Source organism: Paraburkholderia sp. BR10936 (genome assembly GCF_040965735.1).
Lineage (GTDB): Bacteria > Pseudomonadota > Gammaproteobacteria > Burkholderiales > Burkholderiaceae > Paraburkholderia > Paraburkholderia nodosa_A.
Genome location: NZ_JBFRCM010000001.1, coordinates 619,952 through 638,953 on the forward strand (window position 1 = coordinate 619,952; position 19,002 = coordinate 638,953).

A 19,002-nucleotide genomic window follows, 5' to 3' on the forward strand; every position below is an offset into this window, starting at 1 on the left:
CGAAATTGCCGCGGCAATTTCCCCAGCCAGGCGCAAGCACAGCGTGCGAGCAATGAACGTGAGAACCGAGGAGTAGACATGCGAATTCTGGTAGTCGGTGCGGGTGCGACGGGCGGCTATTTCGGCGGCCGGCTCGCCGCTGCGGGACGTGACGTGACGTTTCTGGTACGCGAGGCGCGCGCCGCGCAACTGCGCGAAGCGGGCCTCGTCATCCGCAGTCCGGCGGGCGATCTCACGCTGCGCGAGGTCAAGACCGTCACGCGCGAAGCGCTCGAATCACAAGGCGGCCAGCCGTTCGATCTCGTCCTGCTGAGCTGCAAGGCCTACGACCTCGACAATGCCATCGATTCGTTCGCCGCAGCCGTCGGTCCCAACACGTTGATCCTGCCGCTGCTCAACGGCATGCATCATCTCGAAGTCCTGCAGGCGCGCTTCGGTACGCAGGCGGTGCTGGGCGGTGTCTGCCTGATTGCGTCCACGCTCAACGACAAGCGCGAGATCGTCCATCTGAACGACGTGCAGGCCATCACGTTCGGCGAACTCGGCGGGGGCGTCTCGGCGCGCGTGCAAGCCGTGGCGGATCAGTTCGGCAATGCCGGCTTTCACGTGAAGGCGAGCGATCACATCCTTCAGGAGATGTGGGAGAAGTGGGTGTTCCTCGCGTCGCTCGCGGGCAGCACGTGCCTTTTCCGCGCGCCCATTGGCGTGATTCTCGCCACGCCCGACGGCGCCACGATCATCGAGCGACTCTTCGCCGAATGCCGCGCGATCGCAGCCGCACACGGCCATGCCGTGCGCGACAGCTTCCTCGAGCGCTCGCGCGCGATGCTGTTCGCCAAGGGATCGTCGCTCACCGCCTCGATGTTGCGCGACGTGCAGAACGGTTCGCGCATCGAGGCCGATCACGTGCTCGGCGACCTCATCCAGCGCGGCGGCGCGGCGCAGCACGCGTCGGCCGAGCTTTCGGTGCTGCGCGTCGTCTACAGCCAGCTCAAGGCCTACGAGGCGCAGCGCGCCGAGGCTGCCTGAGCGACGACGCTTGGTGCACCGGCAACGCGGCGGCGCGCCACGCGCATATCACGCGCCGCCAGCCGCTTCCAGCGCCTGCGCGAGGCTCACATACTCCTCGACGGGCACTTCCTCGGCGCGGCGCGCCAGATCGAAGCCCAGCGCGTCGAAGTCGAGGCGCTCGCGGTAATCGCCGAGCGTATTGCGCAGCATCTTGCGGCGCTGCGAGAAGGCGGCCGTCACGAGTTCGCCGAGCACGGCGTCGTTGACCTTCGGCAGTTCGTGCGGCGCGTAGGGAATCATGCGCACGATCGCCGAATCCACCTTGGGCGGCGGCTGGAACGATTCGGGCGGCACGTCGATCAGCTTGTCGATCACATAGCGGTACTGGAGCATCACCGTGAGACGGCCGAACGCCTTGCTGCCCGGCTCCGCCACCATGCGCTCGACGACTTCGTTCTGCAGCATGAAGTGCTGGTCGATCACGCGCTCGGCGAACGTGGTGAGGTGAAACAGCAGCGGGCTCGAAATGTTGTACGGCAGGTTGCCGACGATGCGCAGCGAGGGCTTCTCGCCCGGCGCCGCGAGCGAGCCGAAGTCGAACGCGAGCGCGTCGCCCGCGTGGAGTTCGAGCAGCGGGCCGAACTTCTTCGTGAGGCGCGCGATCAGGTCGCGGTCCAGCTCGACCGCGTGCAGCGGCGATTCGGGCGTGGCGAGCCGTTCGATGAGCGGCTCGGTGAGCGCGCCGAGACCCGGCCCGATCTCGACCATGCGCTCACCGCGCTGCGGGCGGATGACGTCGACGATCGAATCGATCACGCCCGTGTCGACGAGGAAGTTCTGGCCAAAGCGCTTGCGCGCGAAGTGGCCCTGGTGCTGTCTGCTGCTGTTGGACATCTTCTCTGGAATCAATCAGATGGCGCGCCGGTGGCGCGCCATCGAAACGGCGGTGTCGAGGGCGGCGATCAGGCTGCCCGCGTCCGCGCGGCCAGTGCCGGCGAGGTCGAGCGCGGTGCCATGATCGACCGAGGTGCGCACGATCGGCAAGCCGAGCGTGACGTTGATGCCTTCGCCGAACGTCGCGTATTTCAGGACCGGCAGGCCCTGGTCGTGGAACATCGCCAGCACACAGTCGGCGTCCTTGAGGTAGCGCGGCTGGAACAGCGTGTCGGCGGGGTACGGGCCGCGCGCGTCGATGCCTTGCGCGGCGGCGGCGGCCAGTGCCGGCGAAATCGTGTCGATTTCCTCGCGCCCCAGGTAGCCGTTCTCGCCCGCATGCGGGTTGAGGCCGGTCACGAGGATGCGCGGCAGGGGCACGCCGAAATGATGGCGCAGGTCATGGTCGATGATGCTCAGGGTTTCGACGAGCCCCTCGACCGTGAGCGCCGCCGACACGTCCTTGAGCGGCAAATGCGTCGTGGCGAGCGCCACGCGCAGCGGGCGAGCGCCCGTGCCCGCCAGCATCATGACCACGCGCGGCGTGTGCGTGCGTTCGGCGAGGTATTCGGTGTGGCCGGTGAAGGGCACGCCGGCGTCGTTGATCGTGCTCTTTTGCAGCGGCGCGGTGACGATGGCGTCGAATTCGCCTGCCAGTGCGCCGTCGATGGCACGGTCGAGCAGCGCCAGCACATAGCGACCGTTGGCGGCGTCGAGTTTGCCTGGCTTCGCGGGCGTAGCCAGCGCCACATGCTCGACCTGCACGGGCTGGTTCGCCAGCACGGCGGCCCAGTCGACGCTCGCGGCCTGCGCGCGCGCTTCGAGCAGCGCGCTGTCGCCGAGCACGATGAACTGCGCGTCGGGCCAGTGTGCCGAGGCACCCGCCAGTGCGGCGGCGGTCAGCTCGGGGCCGACGCCGGCCGGCTCACCCGTGGTGATGGCAATGCGGATCGGCCCCGCCCTCCGCGGAGCCGGCGACGACGATGCGGAGGCGTTCATGGCTCGATCCCCTGGTGACGCTTAGTTGTGCGGCGGCGTCATGCCCGCGATCTTGTAATCGACGTAGGCACTGTCGCGCAGCTGACGCAGCCAGTCGGCGTAGGCCTGCTCCGCCTTGCGCTGGCCGATGGCCTGGCGCGCGAGTTCCATTTGCTGCGCGATCGAGCCTTCGGCGTCGCGGCGGCCCAGCACCTGGATCAGGTGGTAGCCGTACTCGGTGCGTACCGGCTCGCTCAGCTGGCCGTCCTGCAGCGTATTCATGGCGCGCTCGAATTCAGGCACGGTTTCACCCGGGCTGATCCAGCCGAGGTCGCCGCCCTGCGAAGCCGAGCCGTCTTGCGAGTAAGTGCGCGCGAACTTGGCGAAGTCGCCGCCCGCTGCGATTTCCTGGCGGATCTCGAGCAGCTTCTGGCGCGCCTGGGGCTCGGACATGCCGTCGCCCACGCGCAGCAGGATGTGGCGCACGTGCGTTTGCACGAGCTTGGGCGCGTCGGCGGCCGTGCCCTGGCCCTGGCGGCGCTCGACGAGGCGCACGATCTCGAAGCCGTCGTTGGTGCGGATCACCGAGGGGTTCACCTCGCCCGGACGCAGCGTGGCAGCGGCGGTCACGAATTCGGGCGGCAGCTTCGACTGCGGCAGGAAGCCCATGTCGCCGCCCTTGCCCGCGTCGCTCGCCTGCGAGTTCGACTTCGCGAGGCTCTCGAACTTGCTACCCGACTGGGCTTCCTTGAGCAGCGCATTGGCCTTCGCCTGCGCCGCTTCGATGTCGGTTTCCGAGGCGTTCAGCGGCGCCTTGATGAAGATGTGCTGGAAATGCAGGTCGTTCGACTGGCCCGCGTTCGGTCCGCGCTGGCTCGCGATGTAGTTCGCGACTTCGGCGTCCGTCACCGTGACCTTGCTGTCCACTTCCTTCTCGCGCAGCTTCGAGAGCGTGAGCTCCGTGCGCGCGTCGCGTTGGAACGTGGTCCAGGGCACCCCAGCCGCCTCGATGCGCGCGCGATAGGTCGCGAGATCCATGCCGTTGGCCTGGGCGAGGCGCTCCAGCGTGCGCTGCACGGCGGCGTCGTCTACGGTGATGCCGTCTTCCTTGGCCTTCTGCAGCTGAATGCGCTCGAGCACCATCTGGTTGAGTACCTGCGCGCGCAACTGCTCATCGGGCGGAACCGGCGCGTTTTGCTGCTGCAGCCGGTGAGCGATCATTTCGGCGCGGCTGTCGAGCTCGCGCTGCGTGATCACGCCGTCATTGACGACTGCGGCGATCGTATCGACCGTCTGGCCGTTGCCGGCCGGGAGACCTTGAGCTTGCGCCGGCGCGGCCGGCAACACGCCTGCAACGGCGAAGAGACTCGCAGCGTACGCTGCCAGGCGAAGCTTTTTCATGATTCCCACAGATACTCCAATGTTGGCGGGCACGCTTCGCCCGTCTCTATGCAACCGACACCGCGTTGCCCCGAGGCGCAAGCAATGCGCTCCGGATCACGCGTTATTGATAATCAGTGAAGCGCGAGTCCGGCGGCGACTGAGCCGGCAGCTGCGTGTACCCCGGCACTGCCGTGCGGAACGCCGCCACCAGCCCGTTGTCGACGTTCGACAGTCCCTTGAGCGTAAGCTGCGCGAGAAACCGCGTTGACGAATTCGGCGTGCCCGACGTATTGAGCCCGTTCGCGTAACGCTGCAGGCCGACCCCGAGCACCCAGCAGTCGGCGTCGTACTGCATGCCGACCAGGCCGTCGACGATCCGATGGCCGTTCAGATCGTAGTTGAAGCGGCCTACGGCGTACACCCGGTGCGAGAACGGCCATTGAGCCGAGATCAGGACCTGATTGATCGGCTGGAAGTCGAGCGTCGTGTTCGCGCGCGTGTAGCGGTAAGCCACGTTCAGCACACGGCTCGTTCCCGGGCTGTACCCGAAACCGATGCTCGCCTTGGTGAGCTGGTTGCTGTCGGCATTATATTGGAACGCCGTTTCCGAAGCGAAACCGGCCCCGATTTTCAGTGCAGCGCCCGCAATCAGGTCCGAATGCGTCGCCTGACTCGTGCTTTCGCCCGAGTTGAGCGTGACGCGCTGATCCTGGAAGTAGTACTGCTGCGCGATCACGAAGCGCGCGCGTTCGTCGCCCGAAGCCGGGTCGATGAAGCGCGTGGTGAGCGCGGCCGTCAGGCGGTTCGCATCGGCAATGCGGTCGTTGCCGACGAAGGTGTTCGGCGTGAAGATTTCCGCGAGGCCGAAGTCCGACTCGGCGGTATCGAACAGAGGCGCGAACTGCTGGTTGCGATACGGCGTGTACACGTAGTACAGGCGCGGTTCCAGCGTCTGGATGTAGTCCTGACCGAACAGACGGACCGAGCGGTCGAACACGAGGCCCGTGTCGAAGCTGAAGGTCGGGATCGATTCGGTGAAGCTCTTCGGCGTGCCCACAGGCGAGCCGAAGGTCGTGCCCGCCGGGCCGATGTTGCTCAGGTTGTACGACGCGAAGTGCCACTGAACCTTCGGCGTGACGAAGTAACCCGGCCCCATCAGGGAGTACGACACGTACGGATTGAAGACGACGCGGTCGCCTTCGGTCGCATTGTCTTCCGTGATGCGGAAGCGCGAGTAGTCGGCTTCCATGCCGTAGTCGAAGCCGCCGACGTTGTACTTCGCGTACTTCACGTTCAACTGCGGCTCGCGGCCATACGGCGGCGTCGACGACTCGACCGTCTGCCAGTGCTGGTAGCGGCCCAGCACGGACCACGGCCCGTTGTTGTACGTGAGGCCGGCTTCCTGCTGGTACAGCGTCTGCGTGCCGTTCAGGAACTGGTTGGCCGGCGACGACAGGTCCGACGGATAGGTGTTGTCCGAGACCTTGTTGTAGTAGACGTAACCGCCGAAGCCGTTGCCGAAGTTCTGGTTGTGCTGGATGAACAGCGCGTAGCGGTTCGTCTTCGTGATCGCGTCGTCCGGCAGGAACGTTCCGGTGATCGAACCCGAGTAATTCGTCGAGAGATACCGGTAGTTGCCCTGCAGGAACACGCCCCGCTTCGAGATGATCTCGGGCGTGAACGTGAAGTCGCGGTTCGGCGCGATGTTGAAGTAATACGGCAGCGAGATTTCGTAGCCGTTCGTCGAGCTGACCGAGAACGTCGGCGGCAACAGGCCGCTGCGGCGGTCGCCCGAAAGCGGGAACGACAGCCACGGGCTCGCGAAGATCGGCACGTCCTGGAAGAACAGCACGGCGTTGTGCGCGACACCTTCGTCGTTGCCGGTGTCGAAATCGAACTCGCTGCCCTTGATGTACCACGCCGGATTGGTCGAGCAGTGGCACGCAGTGTAGGTGCCGGTCGTGAGCACCGAGCGCTCGCTGTCCAGCAGGTCGGCGCGCGCGGCGCTGCCCGAGCCGCCCGTGAGCGTGAAATGGTACTTCGGCGCGGGCATGAAGCCCTCGTTCGCCTCGACCTTCAAATGCGCCTCGGGCCCCGAGAACGTCGTGCCGTTCTGCACGACCGTGACATTGCCGTAGGCATTGGCCATGTCGGTGTCCTGGTCGTAATGCAGGGCGTCGCCCTTCACCACGTTCGAACCCTGACGCAACTCCCCCGCCCCTTTCACGGCGAGGTCGGTATCCACCGTGCCGGTCGTCGAATCGCCGAGCACGAACGTTGCCGGGTGCTGGCCCGACGCATTGGGGTGATCCTCGAGTTGCGGCGCGAGCCGCAGGCTCCACGGGCCGTCGAGCTGCTCGGGCTGCGCGGCCGCGCCCGAGAGCTGGGCGTGCGCGAGCGCGGGCACCAGACCCGGTACGGCCAGGAGTGCCGCGATGAGCCGCCGCTTGCCCGGCACGCCGTCGTCACTAGGGGAGATCGTCTGGAAAAACTGTCTGGGCGGCATGTATGGTTTTGGCGAATCGGCCCGGGCCGCCTGCCCTCTCCATGATGGTGGCCCGCCTGGGCACCCGCCTCCCGATGAACCGGATCGAGGCCGGGCTGCAAACAAATAATTACAATTCATCGCCCCCCTGGAGCGACGATGAATGCGGCGAGCGAACCGTCATGCGGGCTTTGGCGCGAGTCGCGTCAAAAAAGTCGTGGGGTATTATATGGCAAGACGTTGATCCACTGATTTTGCCTCTGGCTTTCATGACCTTTTCTGCCGCGCATTCTCCCGCCGCTTCCCCTGGCGCCGCTCCGACCGACAATCGCCGCGACCTGCTCGCCGCCTGGCTCGGCAGCCACGCCGGCCAGTACGCCCTCGACCTCGCGACGCTCGCCCCGGCCTCGGCCGACGCGAGCTTTCGGCGCTATTTCCGCCTCGCGAGCGAGGGCGCGCACGGCGCGTCGCTGATCGCCGTCGACGCCCCGCCGCCCGAAAAGAGCCGCGAATTCGCCCAGATCGCGCAGTTGCTCGAGGCGGCCGGCGTGCACGTGCCGCGCGTGCTCGAAGCCGATTTCGACGCGGGCCTCATGCTCGTGACCGATCTCGGCACCGCGCCCTACCTGAATGCGCTGCAGGAAGCCGGCCCCGGCACGCGCTCGCGCGAGCTGATGCGCGACGCCATCGACGCGCTGATCCGCTGGCAGCTCAGCTCGCGGCCGGGCGTGCTGCCGGACTTCGACGAAGCCTTCATGCGCCGCGAGATGGAGCTGATGCCCGAGTGGTATCTGGAGCGCCATCTGGGCCGCAAGGTCGACGAAGCCACGCGCGGCGTGCTCGATCGCACCTTCGCCCTGCTCGTGGCGAGCGCGCGCGCGCAGCCGCAAAGCTTCATGCTGCGCGACTTCATGCCCCGCAACCTGATGATCGCCACGCCGAACCCCGGCGTGCTCGACTTCCAGGACGCCGTGTACGGCCCGATCACGTACGACGTCGTCTCGCTGCTGCGCGACGCGTTCCTGAGCTGGGACGAGGCGTTCGAGCTCGACTGCTTCGCGCACTACTGGGAGCGCGCCAAGAAGGCGGGACTGCCCGTCGATGCCGACTTCGGCGAGTTCTACCGCCAGCTCGAGTGGATGGGCCTGCAGCGCCACATCAAGGTGCTTGGCCTGTTCTGCCGCATCAACTATCGCGACGCCAAACCGCATTACATGGCCGACCTGCCGCGCTTTCTCGCCTACGCGAGCAAGGTGGCGCACCGCTACCGCCCGCTCGCGCCGTTCGCACGGCTCATCGACGAGCTGCAGGGCAGCGCCGTCGAAGTCGCTTACACCTTCTGAAACGGGCCGTCATGACCCAATCGAATCACACGCCGGCCAGGGCGAGCCACGGCCGCACCGCCATGATCTTCGCCGCCGGACGCGGCGAACGCATGCGTCCGCTCACCGACACCTGCCCGAAGCCGCTCCTCGCCGTGGGCGGCAAACCGCTCGTCGTGTGGCAGATCGAGCGGCTCGCCGCGGCGGGCTACACGCGCATCGTCATCAATCACGCATGGCTTGGCGCGCAGATCGAAGCCGCGCTCGGCGACGGCGCGCGCTTCGGCGTCACGCTTCACTATTCGCCCGAGCACGACGCGCTCGAAACGGCGGGCGGCATTGCCCAGGCGCTGCCGCTCATCGAGTCGACGGGCGCGCCCGAGGTGTTCCTCGCGGTGAGCGGCGACGTCTACAGCGCCTACGATTTCGCGCGCCTGAACACGCACGCGCAAGCGCTTGCGGCGCAAGAACAGCCGGGCATGCATCTCGTGATGGTGCCGAATCCGCCGTTCCACCCGAAGGGCGACTTCGCGCTGGGCGCCGACGGCCGGCTCGCGCTCGACGGCGCGCCGCGCTACACATTCGGCAATATCGGCCTCTATGACACGCGTATGTTCCGCGATCTCGCGCCCGGCACGAAGCGCGCGCTCACGCCGTACTATCGCGAGGCGATCGCGCAAGGACGCGTGAGCGCCGAGCTATACGAAGGCGTCTGGGAAAACGTCGGCACGCCCGCGCAGCTCGAGGCGCTCGACGCCGCGCTGCGAGATTCGACGAGCGCGCACCACGGCTGAGACCGGCAACGCAAAGCGCCGCGCCAACGCCGGCGCGGCGCGCTTCGTCAGTTTCCTCCCGCCGCCGGCAACTCCACCTGCCCCTGTTGTGCCTGGGACTGTGACTGCGACTGGGGCGCTTCACCCGCCTTCTGCTGCTGAAGCGCCCACATCTGCGCATAGTGTCCGCCCGCTTGCAGCAATTGCGCATGCGTGCCGCGCTCGACGATGCGGCCATGATCCATCACGATGATCTGCTGCGCGTGCACGACGGTCGACAGCCGGTGCGCGATCACGAGTGTGGTGCGCTCGCGCGCGATCTGGTCGAGCTCGTGCTGGATGGCGCGCTCCGAGCGCGAATCGAGCGCTGACGTCGCCTCGTCGAACAGCAGGATCGGCGGATTCTTGAGCAGCGTGCGCGCGATCGCCACGCGCTGCTTCTCACCGCCCGAAAGCTTGAGGCCGCGCTCGCCCACGGACGTGTCGTAGCCCTTGGGCAGGCTCTCGATGAACGCGTGAATGTGCGCCGCGCGCGCCGCGGCGATTACTTCCTCGCGGCTTGCCGTGGGCCGTCCATAGGCGATGTTGTAGTAGATCGAGTCGTTGAACAGCACCGTGTCCTGCGGCACGATGCCGATCGAAGCGCGCAACGAGTCCTGCGTGACGTCGCGGATATCCTGGCCGTCGATCGTAATCGCACCGCCGCTTTTGCGGGGATCGGAGCGGTCGAGATCGTAGAAGCGGAACAGGAGCCGAGCGAGCGTGGACTTGCCCGAGCCGCTATGCCCCACCACGGCCGTCGTCGTGCCCGCAGCAATCGTGAAGCTCAGGTCGTGCAGAATCTGGCGCGACGGTTCATACGCGAAGTTCACGTGAGAAAAGCGCACCTCGCCGCCGCGCACCGCAAGCGCCTGCGCGCCGGGCACGTCGGCCACTTCGCGCTCGACGGTGAGCAGCGTGAACATGCGGTCCATGTCGGTGAGGCTTTGCTTGAGCTCCCGATACACCACGCCGAGAAAATTCAGCGGAATGTAGAGCTGCAGCATGAAGGTGTTGATGAGCACGAGGTCGCCGAGCGTGAGCCGCCCCGCCATCACGCCCTGGGTGGCGCGCCAGAGGATGAACACGAGCCCGGTGCCGATGATCGCCTGCTGTCCGAAGTTGAGCGCCGAAAGCGAGTGCTGCGACTTGATCGCGGCCTGGCGGTAGCGGTGCAGGTTTTCGTCGTAACGCTTCGTCTCCCACTCTTCGTTGCCGAAGTACTTCACGGTCTCGTAGTTGATGAGCGAATCGATCGCGCGCGCATTGGCGCGCGAATCGAGCTCGTTCATCGTGCGGCGAAAATGCGTGCGCCACTCGGTTACCTTCACCGTGAACACGATGTACGCGACGAGCGCGATGAGCGTGACGATCGCGTAGTACGCCTCGTACTTCACCACGAAGAAGCCGAGCACGAGGCCCACTTCCACGAGCGTCGGCAGGATGCTGTAGAGCGAGTATGAAATGAGCTGCGTGATGCCGCGCGTGCCGCGCTCGATGTCGCGCGACATGCCGCCCGTCTGCCGCTCGAGGTGAAAGCGCAGCGAGAGTGCATGCAGATGGCGGAACACCTTGAGCGCGAGCTGGCGCACGGCGCTCTCGGTCACCTTCGAAAAGAGGATTTCGCGCAGTTCGGTGAACAGCGACGTCGACAGACGTACGATGGCATACGCCACCACGAGCAGTCCGATGCCGCCCGCGAGCACGATGCCGGGTGCGTGCTCCGCACGCCCGAGCGCCGTGAGATGACGCACCGAGGCGAGACCGTCGACGATGTGCTTCATCACGATCGGCACGCCGAGGTTGGCCACCTTCGCGCCGATCAGGCAGGTGAGCGCGAACGCCACGCGCCATTTGTAGGCCGTGAGGTAAGGCAGCAGCGAAACGATCGTCTGCCAGTCGTTGCGCGGCCCGGTGGCGGGCAGCGCGGGTTCGTTGGAAGCGGGAAAGCGGCGCATGGGGCGAGCGGCGAGATGCCAGCGCCGTGCGGCGCGCCAAGGCCGGTTCGGGGACCGGAAGCTGGCGCGGCGCAAACGGCCCGGCGAGTCATGTGGGGCGAATGTGAGGTTACTGGCGACGGGTTTCGCGAAGGTGGAGGGCTCTAATCGACCGCCCGCCGCGCCTCAGGCTTTCCCGTACAATTCCTGATCAACGTATTGTCGCAGAAGGCGGCACGCGCCGCTGGGCGCCCCGCGCCGCAACGCCTTGCGCCGTTCGATCCCTTTTCATGGAAGCCCGATGACCGACTCCTTCCCGCTCCCCCAAAAATCGCCTGCGCTGCGCGTCGTGCCGCAGCCCTCGGACGCCAACGTTCACGGCGACGTCTTCGGCGGCTGGATCATGGCGCAGGTCGACATCGCCGGCTCGATTCCGGCGAGCCGCCGCGCCAACGGACGCGTCGCGACCGTCGCGGTGAACTCGTTCGTGTTCAAGCAACCGGTGTTCGTAGGCGATCTGCTGAGTTTCTACGCCGACATCGTCAAGACCGGCAACACCTCGGTGACCGTCGAGGTCGAGGTGTACGCGCAGCGCATGCGCCTCCAGGAGGAAGTCGTCAAGGTGACGGAAGCCACGCTCACCTATGTCGCCACCGGCGCTGACCGACGCCCGCGTCAGCTGCCGCCGATCGAATAACGGCAACAACCAGCGCAAGCACGAACGCCCGGTCGTGGCGCCGGGCTCAATCCGTCCACGCGAGACCGGGCGTTTCCTCGTAGGTCGCGCTCGCGCGCAACAGCGCCGCCGCCTCGTCGCCAGGCAGCGGCGGCGCGAAAAAGTAGCCTTGCAGCTCGTCGCACGCGCGCTCGCGCAGGAAGGCGAACTGCGCCGAAGTCTCCACCCCTTCCGCGATCACCTGCAACTGCAGCTCGTGCGCAAGCGCGATGATGGCTGCCGTGATCGTTTCGTCGTCGCCGCTCGTGCCGATGTCGGCCACGAACGAGCGGTCGATCTTGAGCCGGTCCACTGGCAGACGCTTCAGGTAGCTCAGGCTCGAATAGCCGGTGCCGAAGTCGTCGATGGCAATGCCGATGCCCAGCGCGTGCAGCTCATTCAACATCGACACGGCTTCTTCGGCGTTGCGCATGAGCGTGCTCTCGGTCAGCTCGATTTCGAGCCAGCAGGCTTCCAGGCCGGTTTCCTGCAGCACGTCCTTCACGAGCTGGGCAATGTCGCGCTGGTGGAACGTCTTCGCCGAGAAGTTCACGGACACGCGCACGGGCGGCAGCCCCGCGAGCTGCCACGCGCGATTCTGCCGGCAGGCCTCGCGTAGCACCCAGTCGGAAAGCGGGCCGATCAGGCCGCTCTCCTCGGCCACGGGAATGAACTGCGCGGGCGAGACGAGCCCCACCTCCGGATCGCGCCAGCGCACGAGCGCCTCCATGCCGATGATGCGCCCGCCCTCGATCTCCACCTGCGGCTGGTAGTGCAGCAGGAACTCGCTGTCGCGCAGCGCACGGCGCAGGCGCCGCTCGAGATTCAGGCGCGCGCCCACATTCGCGTTCATTTCGGGCTCGAAGAACTGGAACGTGTTGCGGCCCATGTCCTTCGCGCGGTACATCGCGACGTCGGCCTTCTTCATGAGCGTTTCGGCGTCGTTGCCGTCCTGCGGGTAGACGCTCGCGCCCATGCTGCAACCCACATACAGCTCGGTGCCGTCGATCCACACGGGCTCCGAGATCAGCGAACGCGCCCGCTCCATCCAGCCGATCAGCGACTTTTCGTCGATCGTGTCGGTGAGCACGATCACGAACTCGTCGCCGCCGTGGCGCGCGACCGTATCGGTCGTGCGCGTGCAGCGCTGGAGCCGCTCGGCCACCACGCCCAGCAGCCGGTCGCCCACGCTGTGGCCGAGACTGTCGTTCACGTTCTTGAAGCCGTCGAGGTCGATGAAGACCACGGCCACGCCCGTGTCGTGCCGCTGCGCCGCGAGCAGCGCGTGCTGGAGACGGTCGCGCAGCAGGTTGCGGTTGGGCAGCAGCGTGAGGCTGTCGTAGTTCGCCTGGTATTCGAGCTGCTCCTGATAGCGGATCAGCTCGGTCACGTCGTTGATGATGCCGATGTGATGCGTGATGCGCCCATCGAGATCGGGCACCGGCGCGATCAGCAGCTGGTTCCAGAAGAGCGCGCCGTCCTTGCGGTAGTTGCGCAGCACGGCGCTCACTTCGCGATTGGAAAGCAGCGCCTTGCGCACCGCGATGAGTCCGTCCTGGTCGCGGTCGTCGCGCTGCAGGAGGCGGCAGTCCTGGCCGATCACCTCGGCCGGATCGAAGCCCGTGATGCGGCGAAACGCCGGATTCGCGTACTCGATCAGATTGCTGCCGCCCGGGCCCGGCGCGGTGATCAGGATGGCGTTCACGCACGCGTCGAGCGCGCGGCTCTGCAGGCGCAGCGCGAGGTCGGCGCGCTTGCTTTCGGTGGTGTCCGAGTACGAGCCGAGCACGCCGATCACGCGGCCGTCGCCGTCGAGCAGCGGCAGCTTGCTCGTGAGCGTCGTGCGGTGCAGGCCGTCGATCGTGTGGTTGTCCTCGTAGTTGATGCGCGGCAGCCCCGACTCGATGACTTCGCGGTCCTGCTCGCGCATGCCGTCGGCGTAGGCGCGCCACGGCAGGTCGTCGTCGGACTTGCCGATGATCTGCTCGGGATACGCGAGGCCCGCGTCGCGCGCGAAGGTCATGTTGCAGCCCAGATAGCGCGACTGCGCGTCTTTCCAGAAGATGCGCTGCGGGATGTTGTCGATCACCGACTCGAGCATCTGGTTCGAGCGCTGCGCCTCCGCTTCGGCCTTGATCTGCTCGGTCACGTCGTCGGCGAGCACGAACACGGCGTCGCGGCCGAGGAAGGTGAGCGAGTGATGCGAGATGTCGGCGCTGATGATCGAGCCGTCGCGGCGGCGATGGTGCCAGATGCCGGCCATCATGCGCACGTTTTGCGTGACCATGTCCGAGCGCGTGAGGTGCTGCTCGAGCCGCGAGACGTCCTCGGCGGGACGGATTTCGCGGATCGTCATCGTGAGGAATTCTTCCTCGCTGTAGCCGTACTGCTGGATCGCGGCGGCGTTCACGGCGAGAAAACGCAGCGTCTCGCGGTCGAACACGTACATCGGCACCGGATGCGCGTCGAACAGACCCTGAAAGCGCTCGCTGCGCAGGCGCATGCCGCTCACGGCGCGCAGCTTCTCGCGGGCCGCGCTCTCGCGCGCGCCGAACGTGTAGATGAGGAGCGTCCCGCCCGCGAGCATCGTCACGATCAGCAGCAACAGCGCGCGGCCGCCCGAGCGCGCCGAGTCGGCGAGCGCGGCGGCGAGCGCCAGATCCTGGGCGCGTTGCAGCGCCGCGAGCTGCCCGTCGAGCTGGTCCACGAGGTTATCGATGCGGATGTATTCGCCGGCGAGCCACGCGGCAGTGGCGGGCGACGGCATTGCCGTGTCAGGCAGCGCAGCGGTCGGCGTGATGGGGTTCTGGGCGCCGTTCGTGACAGCCGGTGCGACTGTTAGCGGATCCGGCGTCACGGCGCTCGCCGCCTCATCCGCCGCGGCGTGCAGCGGCAAGATGGTGCCGGTCACGACATGACCGGCCATGCGCGCGTCGGCGGGGTTCCCGGGTTGCATCGTCTTCGCTGCCGCGACGTTGCGGGCGAGCGCCACGCGGTCGCCCCACGGCGCTGCGGGCGAACGCGCGGCATTTGCGGGCGTTGCGGTGCCGAATTCCTGGCTGGCCGCACCGTCGGCCGGCACAGCCTGCGTTGCCACGGTCCCGCTTGCCCCCGCCGCCACGGCAACCTGCCCGCGCTCGTCGGCAACGCGCTGCTCGGCGCGCGCAAGCGTCACGTCGATCTCGCTCACAATGGCACTGGCCTGCCGCGCCAGCGCGTCGAAACGGGCTGCGAGGTCGGCGTTGCCGGCCAGCTCAGCGCGCAGGGCGCGGGTGGTTTCGTCGAGCATCGCGGCGCGCGCGTCGTGCGCGGCGGCCGACTCCGGCTGACTCCGCACGGCGAAACGGCCCAGCGCGCTCACGCCGCTGCCAAGCGCATCGCGATAGCGGTCGAGGTCGTGACGGATCGTCGCCGCCTGGCTCGCGCGCTGGTCGATCTCGCGCTGACCGTCGATCTGCGTCCACGCGACAAAAGCGTTCGCGCCAACGGCCGCCGCGACGACGGCCAGATTGATGAGTTGGCGCTTCGAAAAAAGAAGGTTCATGAATGCCGAGCGTCGTTCGCGCCCGCGCCGTGAGCGCGGGATGATGGGTCACGACTGCGCGCGACCGGTCGGCGCCTGACGCGCCAACCCGAAATAACGGCAGGGCCGGCCGGGTCTTGAGGGTCAATGTGGAGAAAGAAGCGGAAAACGACCCGCGGCGGCGCGAGGCTGCCGCGGTCAGCGGGAATCGGGTAGGGATCGGCGATGAATCGTGGCGGGCAGGCGCGGCGGGAAACAGCGGGTCAAAATCACCGCGGCACCGCCAGCCCGAACTCGTGCATCGCCGGCGCGAAGTCGTGATTGCTCTCGGGCTTGCGCGCGAGCTTTGCCAGCACGTAGCGCTGGAACGGGTCGAGCTGCGCCCAGTCTTCGAGGTCGGGCGCCTGCAGACTGGCAAGCTCGGACTGCAGCGCAACGCCGCCGGGCACCGCGTTCACGTCGCGCCAGGCCGGCGCTTCTTCGGGCGCGAACCATTCGGGTTCGACGTTCGCGTGCGTGCGCATCATCTCGAAGAGCGCGTGGTCGAAATTGGGCTCGATTTGCGTGTCTTCGTCCACGGGGAAACACGCCAGCAGCCGGCGGTCCTCGTAGGGCAGCAGTTGCCATTGCGCGAGCGAAATGCGCAGACCAAAGCGATCCAGGTTGAAGCGCACGCACATCGGGATAAAAGTGAGATTTTCCGACGAGTCGACCTCGAACCGGAAAAGCAGCGGAGCTTCGTTCAATGCCATGACGGTGTCCTCGCGAGGCGGGCATAAGCGCGGGCGGCCCGCTTGAGGTATTTTAGAACCTTCCGCGCGCGGCGCGGCCCCGCTGTCCCCCGGCGGCGCTGCGGTACCGCGCCGCACAAGGACCGATGGAGTTTTTCGCTTGTCCCCCTCAACTCGCCCCCCTACCCGCACGCCAATGAGCACCGCAGACCGGCCGCAGATCGCGACGACGCATCCCCTCGAAACCGAAGGCCAGCCCGGCGCCATCGAATTGCGCGTGCATCGGCACCGCGGCGGCGCCGTGCAAACGCGTGAGGACCACGTGGGTCAGGAATGGCCCGTCGCGCTCGTCTTCAACGGCATTTCGCACGCCGTCATGATGTGCACGCCGCGCGACCTCGAAGCGTTCGCCGTGGGCTTTGCGATCTCCGAAGGCATCGTCGGGCGCAATGCCGACATTCAGGACATCGAGGTGTACTGGCACGAGGATGCGGACCTGCCGCACGCCGAAGTCCACTTGACCGTGGTGCAACAGGCGTTCGTCGAGCTCAAGGAAAAGCGCCGCGCGCTCGCCGGGCGCAGCGGCTGCGGCGTGTGCGGCATCGAGAGCATCGACTTGCTCGATCTCGAGCCCGAACGGGTGCCCGATACGGGCTTCGTTGCGCGCCTGGCTCCCGACGCCATCGCGCGCGCCGCGCGCGAACTGCCGCAGCATCAGGCGCTCACGAAGCTCACCGGAGGCCTGCACGCGGCCGCGTGGTGCGACGAAAACGGCGCGATCCTGCGCGCCTTCGAAGACGTGGGACGCCATAACGCGCTCGACAAGCTCATCGGCGAGCTCGTGATGGAGCGCGCCGACACGCAGCAGGGCTTCGTCTTCCTCTCGAGCCGCGCGAGCTACGAACTGGTGCGCAAGGCCGCGCGGGTGGGCATTCCGATGGTCGCGACGATCTCGGCGCCCTCCTCGCTTGCCATCGCCATCGCCAGGCGCGCCGGACTGCGGCTCGTGAGCTTTTGCCGCGAGTCCGGGTACGTCGATTACGAAACGGCCTGAAGCACCGTTAGCGCTTAATCGAACTGCCGGAAATCCGGCTTGCGCTTTTCGAGGAACGCCGTGAACGCCTCGCGCGCTTCGGGCGCGAGCAGCATCTTGCCGAAGTGCACGAACTCTTCGCTCATGCGCGTCTTGACCTCGTGCGTGTCCGCGCGCTTCATGAGCGACTTCGTCACGCGCAGCGACGACGCGGGCAGCGCCACGAGCTTCGCCAGTTGCGCGCTAACGAACGCGTCGAGTTCGGCCACCGGCAGCACGCGATTCACGAAGCCCATGCGATGCGCTTCCGCCGCGTCGAAGGTCTCGCCGAGCAGCAGCTTTTCCGCCGCGCCCTGGTGGCCCGCAATGCGCGGCAGCAGCAGCGACGAAGCCGCTTCGGGGCACAGCCCGAGTTGCGAGAACGGCACAGCGAAACGCGCGTTGTCGGCGGCATAGACCATGTCGCAATGCAGGAGCAGCGTCGTGCCCACGCCGATCGCCGGCCCCTTCACCGCGGCGACGAGCGGTTTTTCGAACGCCGCGATGGCATCGAGAAAGCGGATCACGGGCGAATCGGCGCCCGCGGGCGGCCCCTTCAGAAAGTCTTCGATGTCGTTGCCGGCCGTAAAGATCTCGGCGTGGCCGCGCAGCAGCGCCGCGCGCACCGAGGTGTCCTTGTTCGCGCCGTTGAGCGTGTCGGCCATCGCCTGATACATCGCGGGCGTCAGCGCGTTCTTGCGCGCGGGCCGGTCGATGGTGATCGTGAGCACGCCGTTTTCGTGTGCTACCAAAATTTCGTTGCTCATAAACCTGTCTCCTCGCATCCCAATCGTGATACGAAAAACGGTCCGCAGACCGCGAAGTCTGCGAACCGTGTCGATAACGCCAATGCGCTAATCAGATGAACGCTTACAGCCGCTCGATGATGCCCGCCGCACCCATGCCGGTGCCGACGCACATCGTCACCATGCCGTACTTGTAGTTGCGGCGGCGCAGGCCGTGGACGACCGTCGAGGCGCGGATCGCGCCCGTCGCGCCGAGCGGGTGGCCCAGCGCGATCGCGCCGCCAAGCGGGTTGATCTTCGCAGGATCGAGGCCGAGGTCCTGGATCACCGCCAGCGACTGCGCGGCGAACGCCTCGTTCAGTTCGATCCAGTCGAGATCGTCCTGCTTCAGGCCCGCAGCCTTGAGCGCCGCCGGAATCGCTTCCTTCGGACCGATGCCCATGATCTCCGGCGGCACGCCGCGCACCGCGAAGCTCACGAAACGCGCGAGCGGCGTGAGGTTGAACTGCTTGAGGATCTTCTCGGAGACGACGATCAGCGCGCCCGCGCCGTCCGACGTCTGCGAGCTGTTGCCGGCCGTGACCGAGCCCTTGTTGGCGAACACCGCGCGCAGCTTCGCCAGGCCTTCGAGCGTGGTATCCGCACGCGGGCCTTCGTCCAGCTCGATCAGGCGCTCCTTCACCTTCACTTCGCCCGAAGCGAGATCGGGGGAACGCTCGACGAGCGTGTACGGCGCGATTTCGTCCTTGAACTCGCCGGCCTGCTGCGCGGCGAGCGCGCGGCGATGCGATTCGACCGAGAACGCGTCCTGCGCCTCGCGGCTCACCTTCCAGCGCTCCGCCACTTTCTCGGCCGTGAGGCCCATGCCGTAGGCGATGCCAACGTCTTCATTGCGATCGAAGATATGCGGCGAAAGCGACGGCTTGTTGCCCATCATCGGCACCATGCTCATCGACTCGCAGCCGCCCGCGATCATCGCGTCGGACTCGCCCACGCGGATGCGGTCCGCGGCCATGGCGAGCGCCGTGAGGCCCGATGCGCAGAAGCGGTTGACGGTCACGCCGCCTACGCTTTGCGGCAGACCCGCGAGCAGCGCGCCGATACGCGCCACGTTCAGGCCCTGCTCGGCTTCGGGAATCGCGCAGCCGACGATGGCGTCTTCGATCACGCTCGTGTCGAGGCCGGGCACCTGCGCCACGGCCGACCTGATCGCGTGAACCAGCAGCTCGTCCGGGCGGGTATTCCTGAACACGCCGCGCGGCGCCTTGCCGATGGGCGTGCGGCTCGCGGCGACGATGTATGCGTCCTGCAACTGTTTGCTCATCTCTTACTCCAGTATCTGGTGTGCGTCGTG

The 19,002-nt window shown here is 67.0% G+C and carries 14 protein-coding genes; 5 read left to right on the plus strand and 9 right to left on the minus strand.

Annotated elements, in window-relative coordinates; translation table 11 throughout:
• The first annotated feature begins 78 nt into the window (after nucleotides 1-78).
• Nucleotides 79-1,029, plus strand: a complete 951-nt coding sequence (panE, locus tag AB4Y36_RS02930) for a 2-dehydropantoate 2-reductase (RefSeq protein WP_368682242.1) — start codon at nucleotides 79-81, stop codon at nucleotides 1,027-1,029.
• A gap of 48 nt (nucleotides 1,030-1,077) precedes the next feature.
• On the opposite strand, the gene rsmA is transcribed toward panE, so the two are convergent.
• The 4 genes from rsmA to AB4Y36_RS02950 all read right to left on the minus strand — a co-directional run bounded on the left by rsmA (nucleotide 1,078) and on the right by AB4Y36_RS02950 (nucleotide 6,811).
• A complete protein-coding gene (gene rsmA / locus AB4Y36_RS02935; protein WP_069262892.1) occupies nucleotides 1,078-1,905 on the minus strand; it encodes a 16S rRNA (adenine(1518)-N(6)/adenine(1519)-N(6))-dimethyltransferase RsmA in 828 nt (275 codons plus the stop codon).
• A 15-nt stretch (nucleotides 1,906-1,920) separates the two neighbouring features.
• Nucleotides 1,921-2,943, minus strand: a complete 1,023-nt coding sequence (gene pdxA, locus AB4Y36_RS02940; protein WP_342948420.1) for a 4-hydroxythreonine-4-phosphate dehydrogenase PdxA — start codon at nucleotides 2,941-2,943, stop codon at nucleotides 1,921-1,923.
• 21 nt (nucleotides 2,944-2,964) lie between these two features.
• The gene (locus tag AB4Y36_RS02945) at nucleotides 2,965-4,332 is read right to left on the minus strand and encodes a peptidylprolyl isomerase (RefSeq protein WP_176732847.1); all 1,368 of its coding nucleotides are present in this window, start codon (nucleotides 4,330-4,332) and stop codon (nucleotides 2,965-2,967) included.
• A 94-nt stretch (nucleotides 4,333-4,426) separates the two neighbouring features.
• A complete protein-coding gene (locus AB4Y36_RS02950) occupies nucleotides 4,427-6,811 on the minus strand; it encodes an LPS-assembly protein LptD (protein WP_342948418.1) in 2,385 nt (794 codons plus the stop codon).
• A gap of 248 nt (nucleotides 6,812-7,059) precedes the next feature.
• Between AB4Y36_RS02950 and AB4Y36_RS02955 the strand changes: the two genes are divergently transcribed.
• Nucleotides 7,060-8,133 (plus strand): aminoglycoside phosphotransferase family protein, encoded by a 1,074-nt coding sequence (locus AB4Y36_RS02955; protein ID WP_069262896.1) that lies wholly within the window; start codon nucleotides 7,060-7,062, stop codon nucleotides 8,131-8,133.
• A gap of 62 nt (nucleotides 8,134-8,195) precedes the next feature.
• Nucleotides 8,196-8,906, plus strand: a complete 711-nt coding sequence (gene murU / locus AB4Y36_RS02960; RefSeq protein WP_069262972.1) for an N-acetylmuramate alpha-1-phosphate uridylyltransferase MurU — start codon at nucleotides 8,196-8,198, stop codon at nucleotides 8,904-8,906.
• Nucleotides 8,907-8,953: 47 nt separating this feature from the next.
• On the opposite strand, the gene AB4Y36_RS02965 is transcribed toward murU, so the two are convergent.
• Nucleotides 8,954-10,882, minus strand: coding sequence for an ABC transporter ATP-binding protein/permease (locus tag AB4Y36_RS02965; protein ID WP_368682243.1), 1,929 nt, complete (start codon nucleotides 10,880-10,882; stop codon nucleotides 8,954-8,956).
• Nucleotides 10,883-11,162: 280 nt separating this feature from the next.
• Between AB4Y36_RS02965 and AB4Y36_RS02970 the strand changes: the two genes are divergently transcribed.
• On the plus strand, nucleotides 11,163-11,558 hold the full coding sequence (locus tag AB4Y36_RS02970; RefSeq protein WP_028206008.1) for an acyl-CoA thioesterase: 396 nt from the start codon (nucleotides 11,163-11,165) through the stop codon (nucleotides 11,556-11,558).
• Between the two features lie 46 nt (nucleotides 11,559-11,604).
• Here the strand turns inward: AB4Y36_RS02970 and AB4Y36_RS02975 are convergent, their stop codons facing one another.
• The gene (locus AB4Y36_RS02975) at nucleotides 11,605-15,120 is read right to left on the minus strand and encodes an EAL domain-containing protein (RefSeq protein ID WP_368682244.1); all 3,516 of its coding nucleotides are present in this window, start codon (nucleotides 15,118-15,120) and stop codon (nucleotides 11,605-11,607) included.
• Nucleotides 15,121-15,368: 248 nt separating this feature from the next.
• The gene (locus AB4Y36_RS02980; protein WP_342948415.1) at nucleotides 15,369-15,851 is read right to left on the minus strand and encodes a nitrate reductase associated protein; all 483 of its coding nucleotides are present in this window, start codon (nucleotides 15,849-15,851) and stop codon (nucleotides 15,369-15,371) included.
• A 175-nt stretch (nucleotides 15,852-16,026) separates the two neighbouring features.
• Between AB4Y36_RS02980 and fdhD the strand changes: the two genes are divergently transcribed.
• Nucleotides 16,027-16,884 carry a formate dehydrogenase accessory sulfurtransferase FdhD gene (fdhD, locus tag AB4Y36_RS02985; RefSeq protein ID WP_368682245.1) on the plus strand — a complete coding sequence of 286 codons (858 nt, stop codon included), beginning with the start codon at nucleotides 16,027-16,029 and terminating at the stop codon, nucleotides 16,882-16,884.
• A 14-nt stretch (nucleotides 16,885-16,898) separates the two neighbouring features.
• On the opposite strand, the gene AB4Y36_RS02990 is transcribed toward fdhD, so the two are convergent.
• Nucleotides 16,899-17,669 (minus strand): enoyl-CoA hydratase, encoded by a 771-nt coding sequence (locus tag AB4Y36_RS02990; protein ID WP_342948413.1) that lies wholly within the window; start codon nucleotides 17,667-17,669, stop codon nucleotides 16,899-16,901.
• A gap of 103 nt (nucleotides 17,670-17,772) precedes the next feature.
• Nucleotides 17,773-18,972 (minus strand): acetyl-CoA C-acyltransferase, encoded by a 1,200-nt coding sequence (locus tag AB4Y36_RS02995; protein ID WP_368682246.1) that lies wholly within the window; start codon nucleotides 18,970-18,972, stop codon nucleotides 17,773-17,775.
• Nucleotides 18,973-19,002 lie beyond the last annotated feature (30 nt).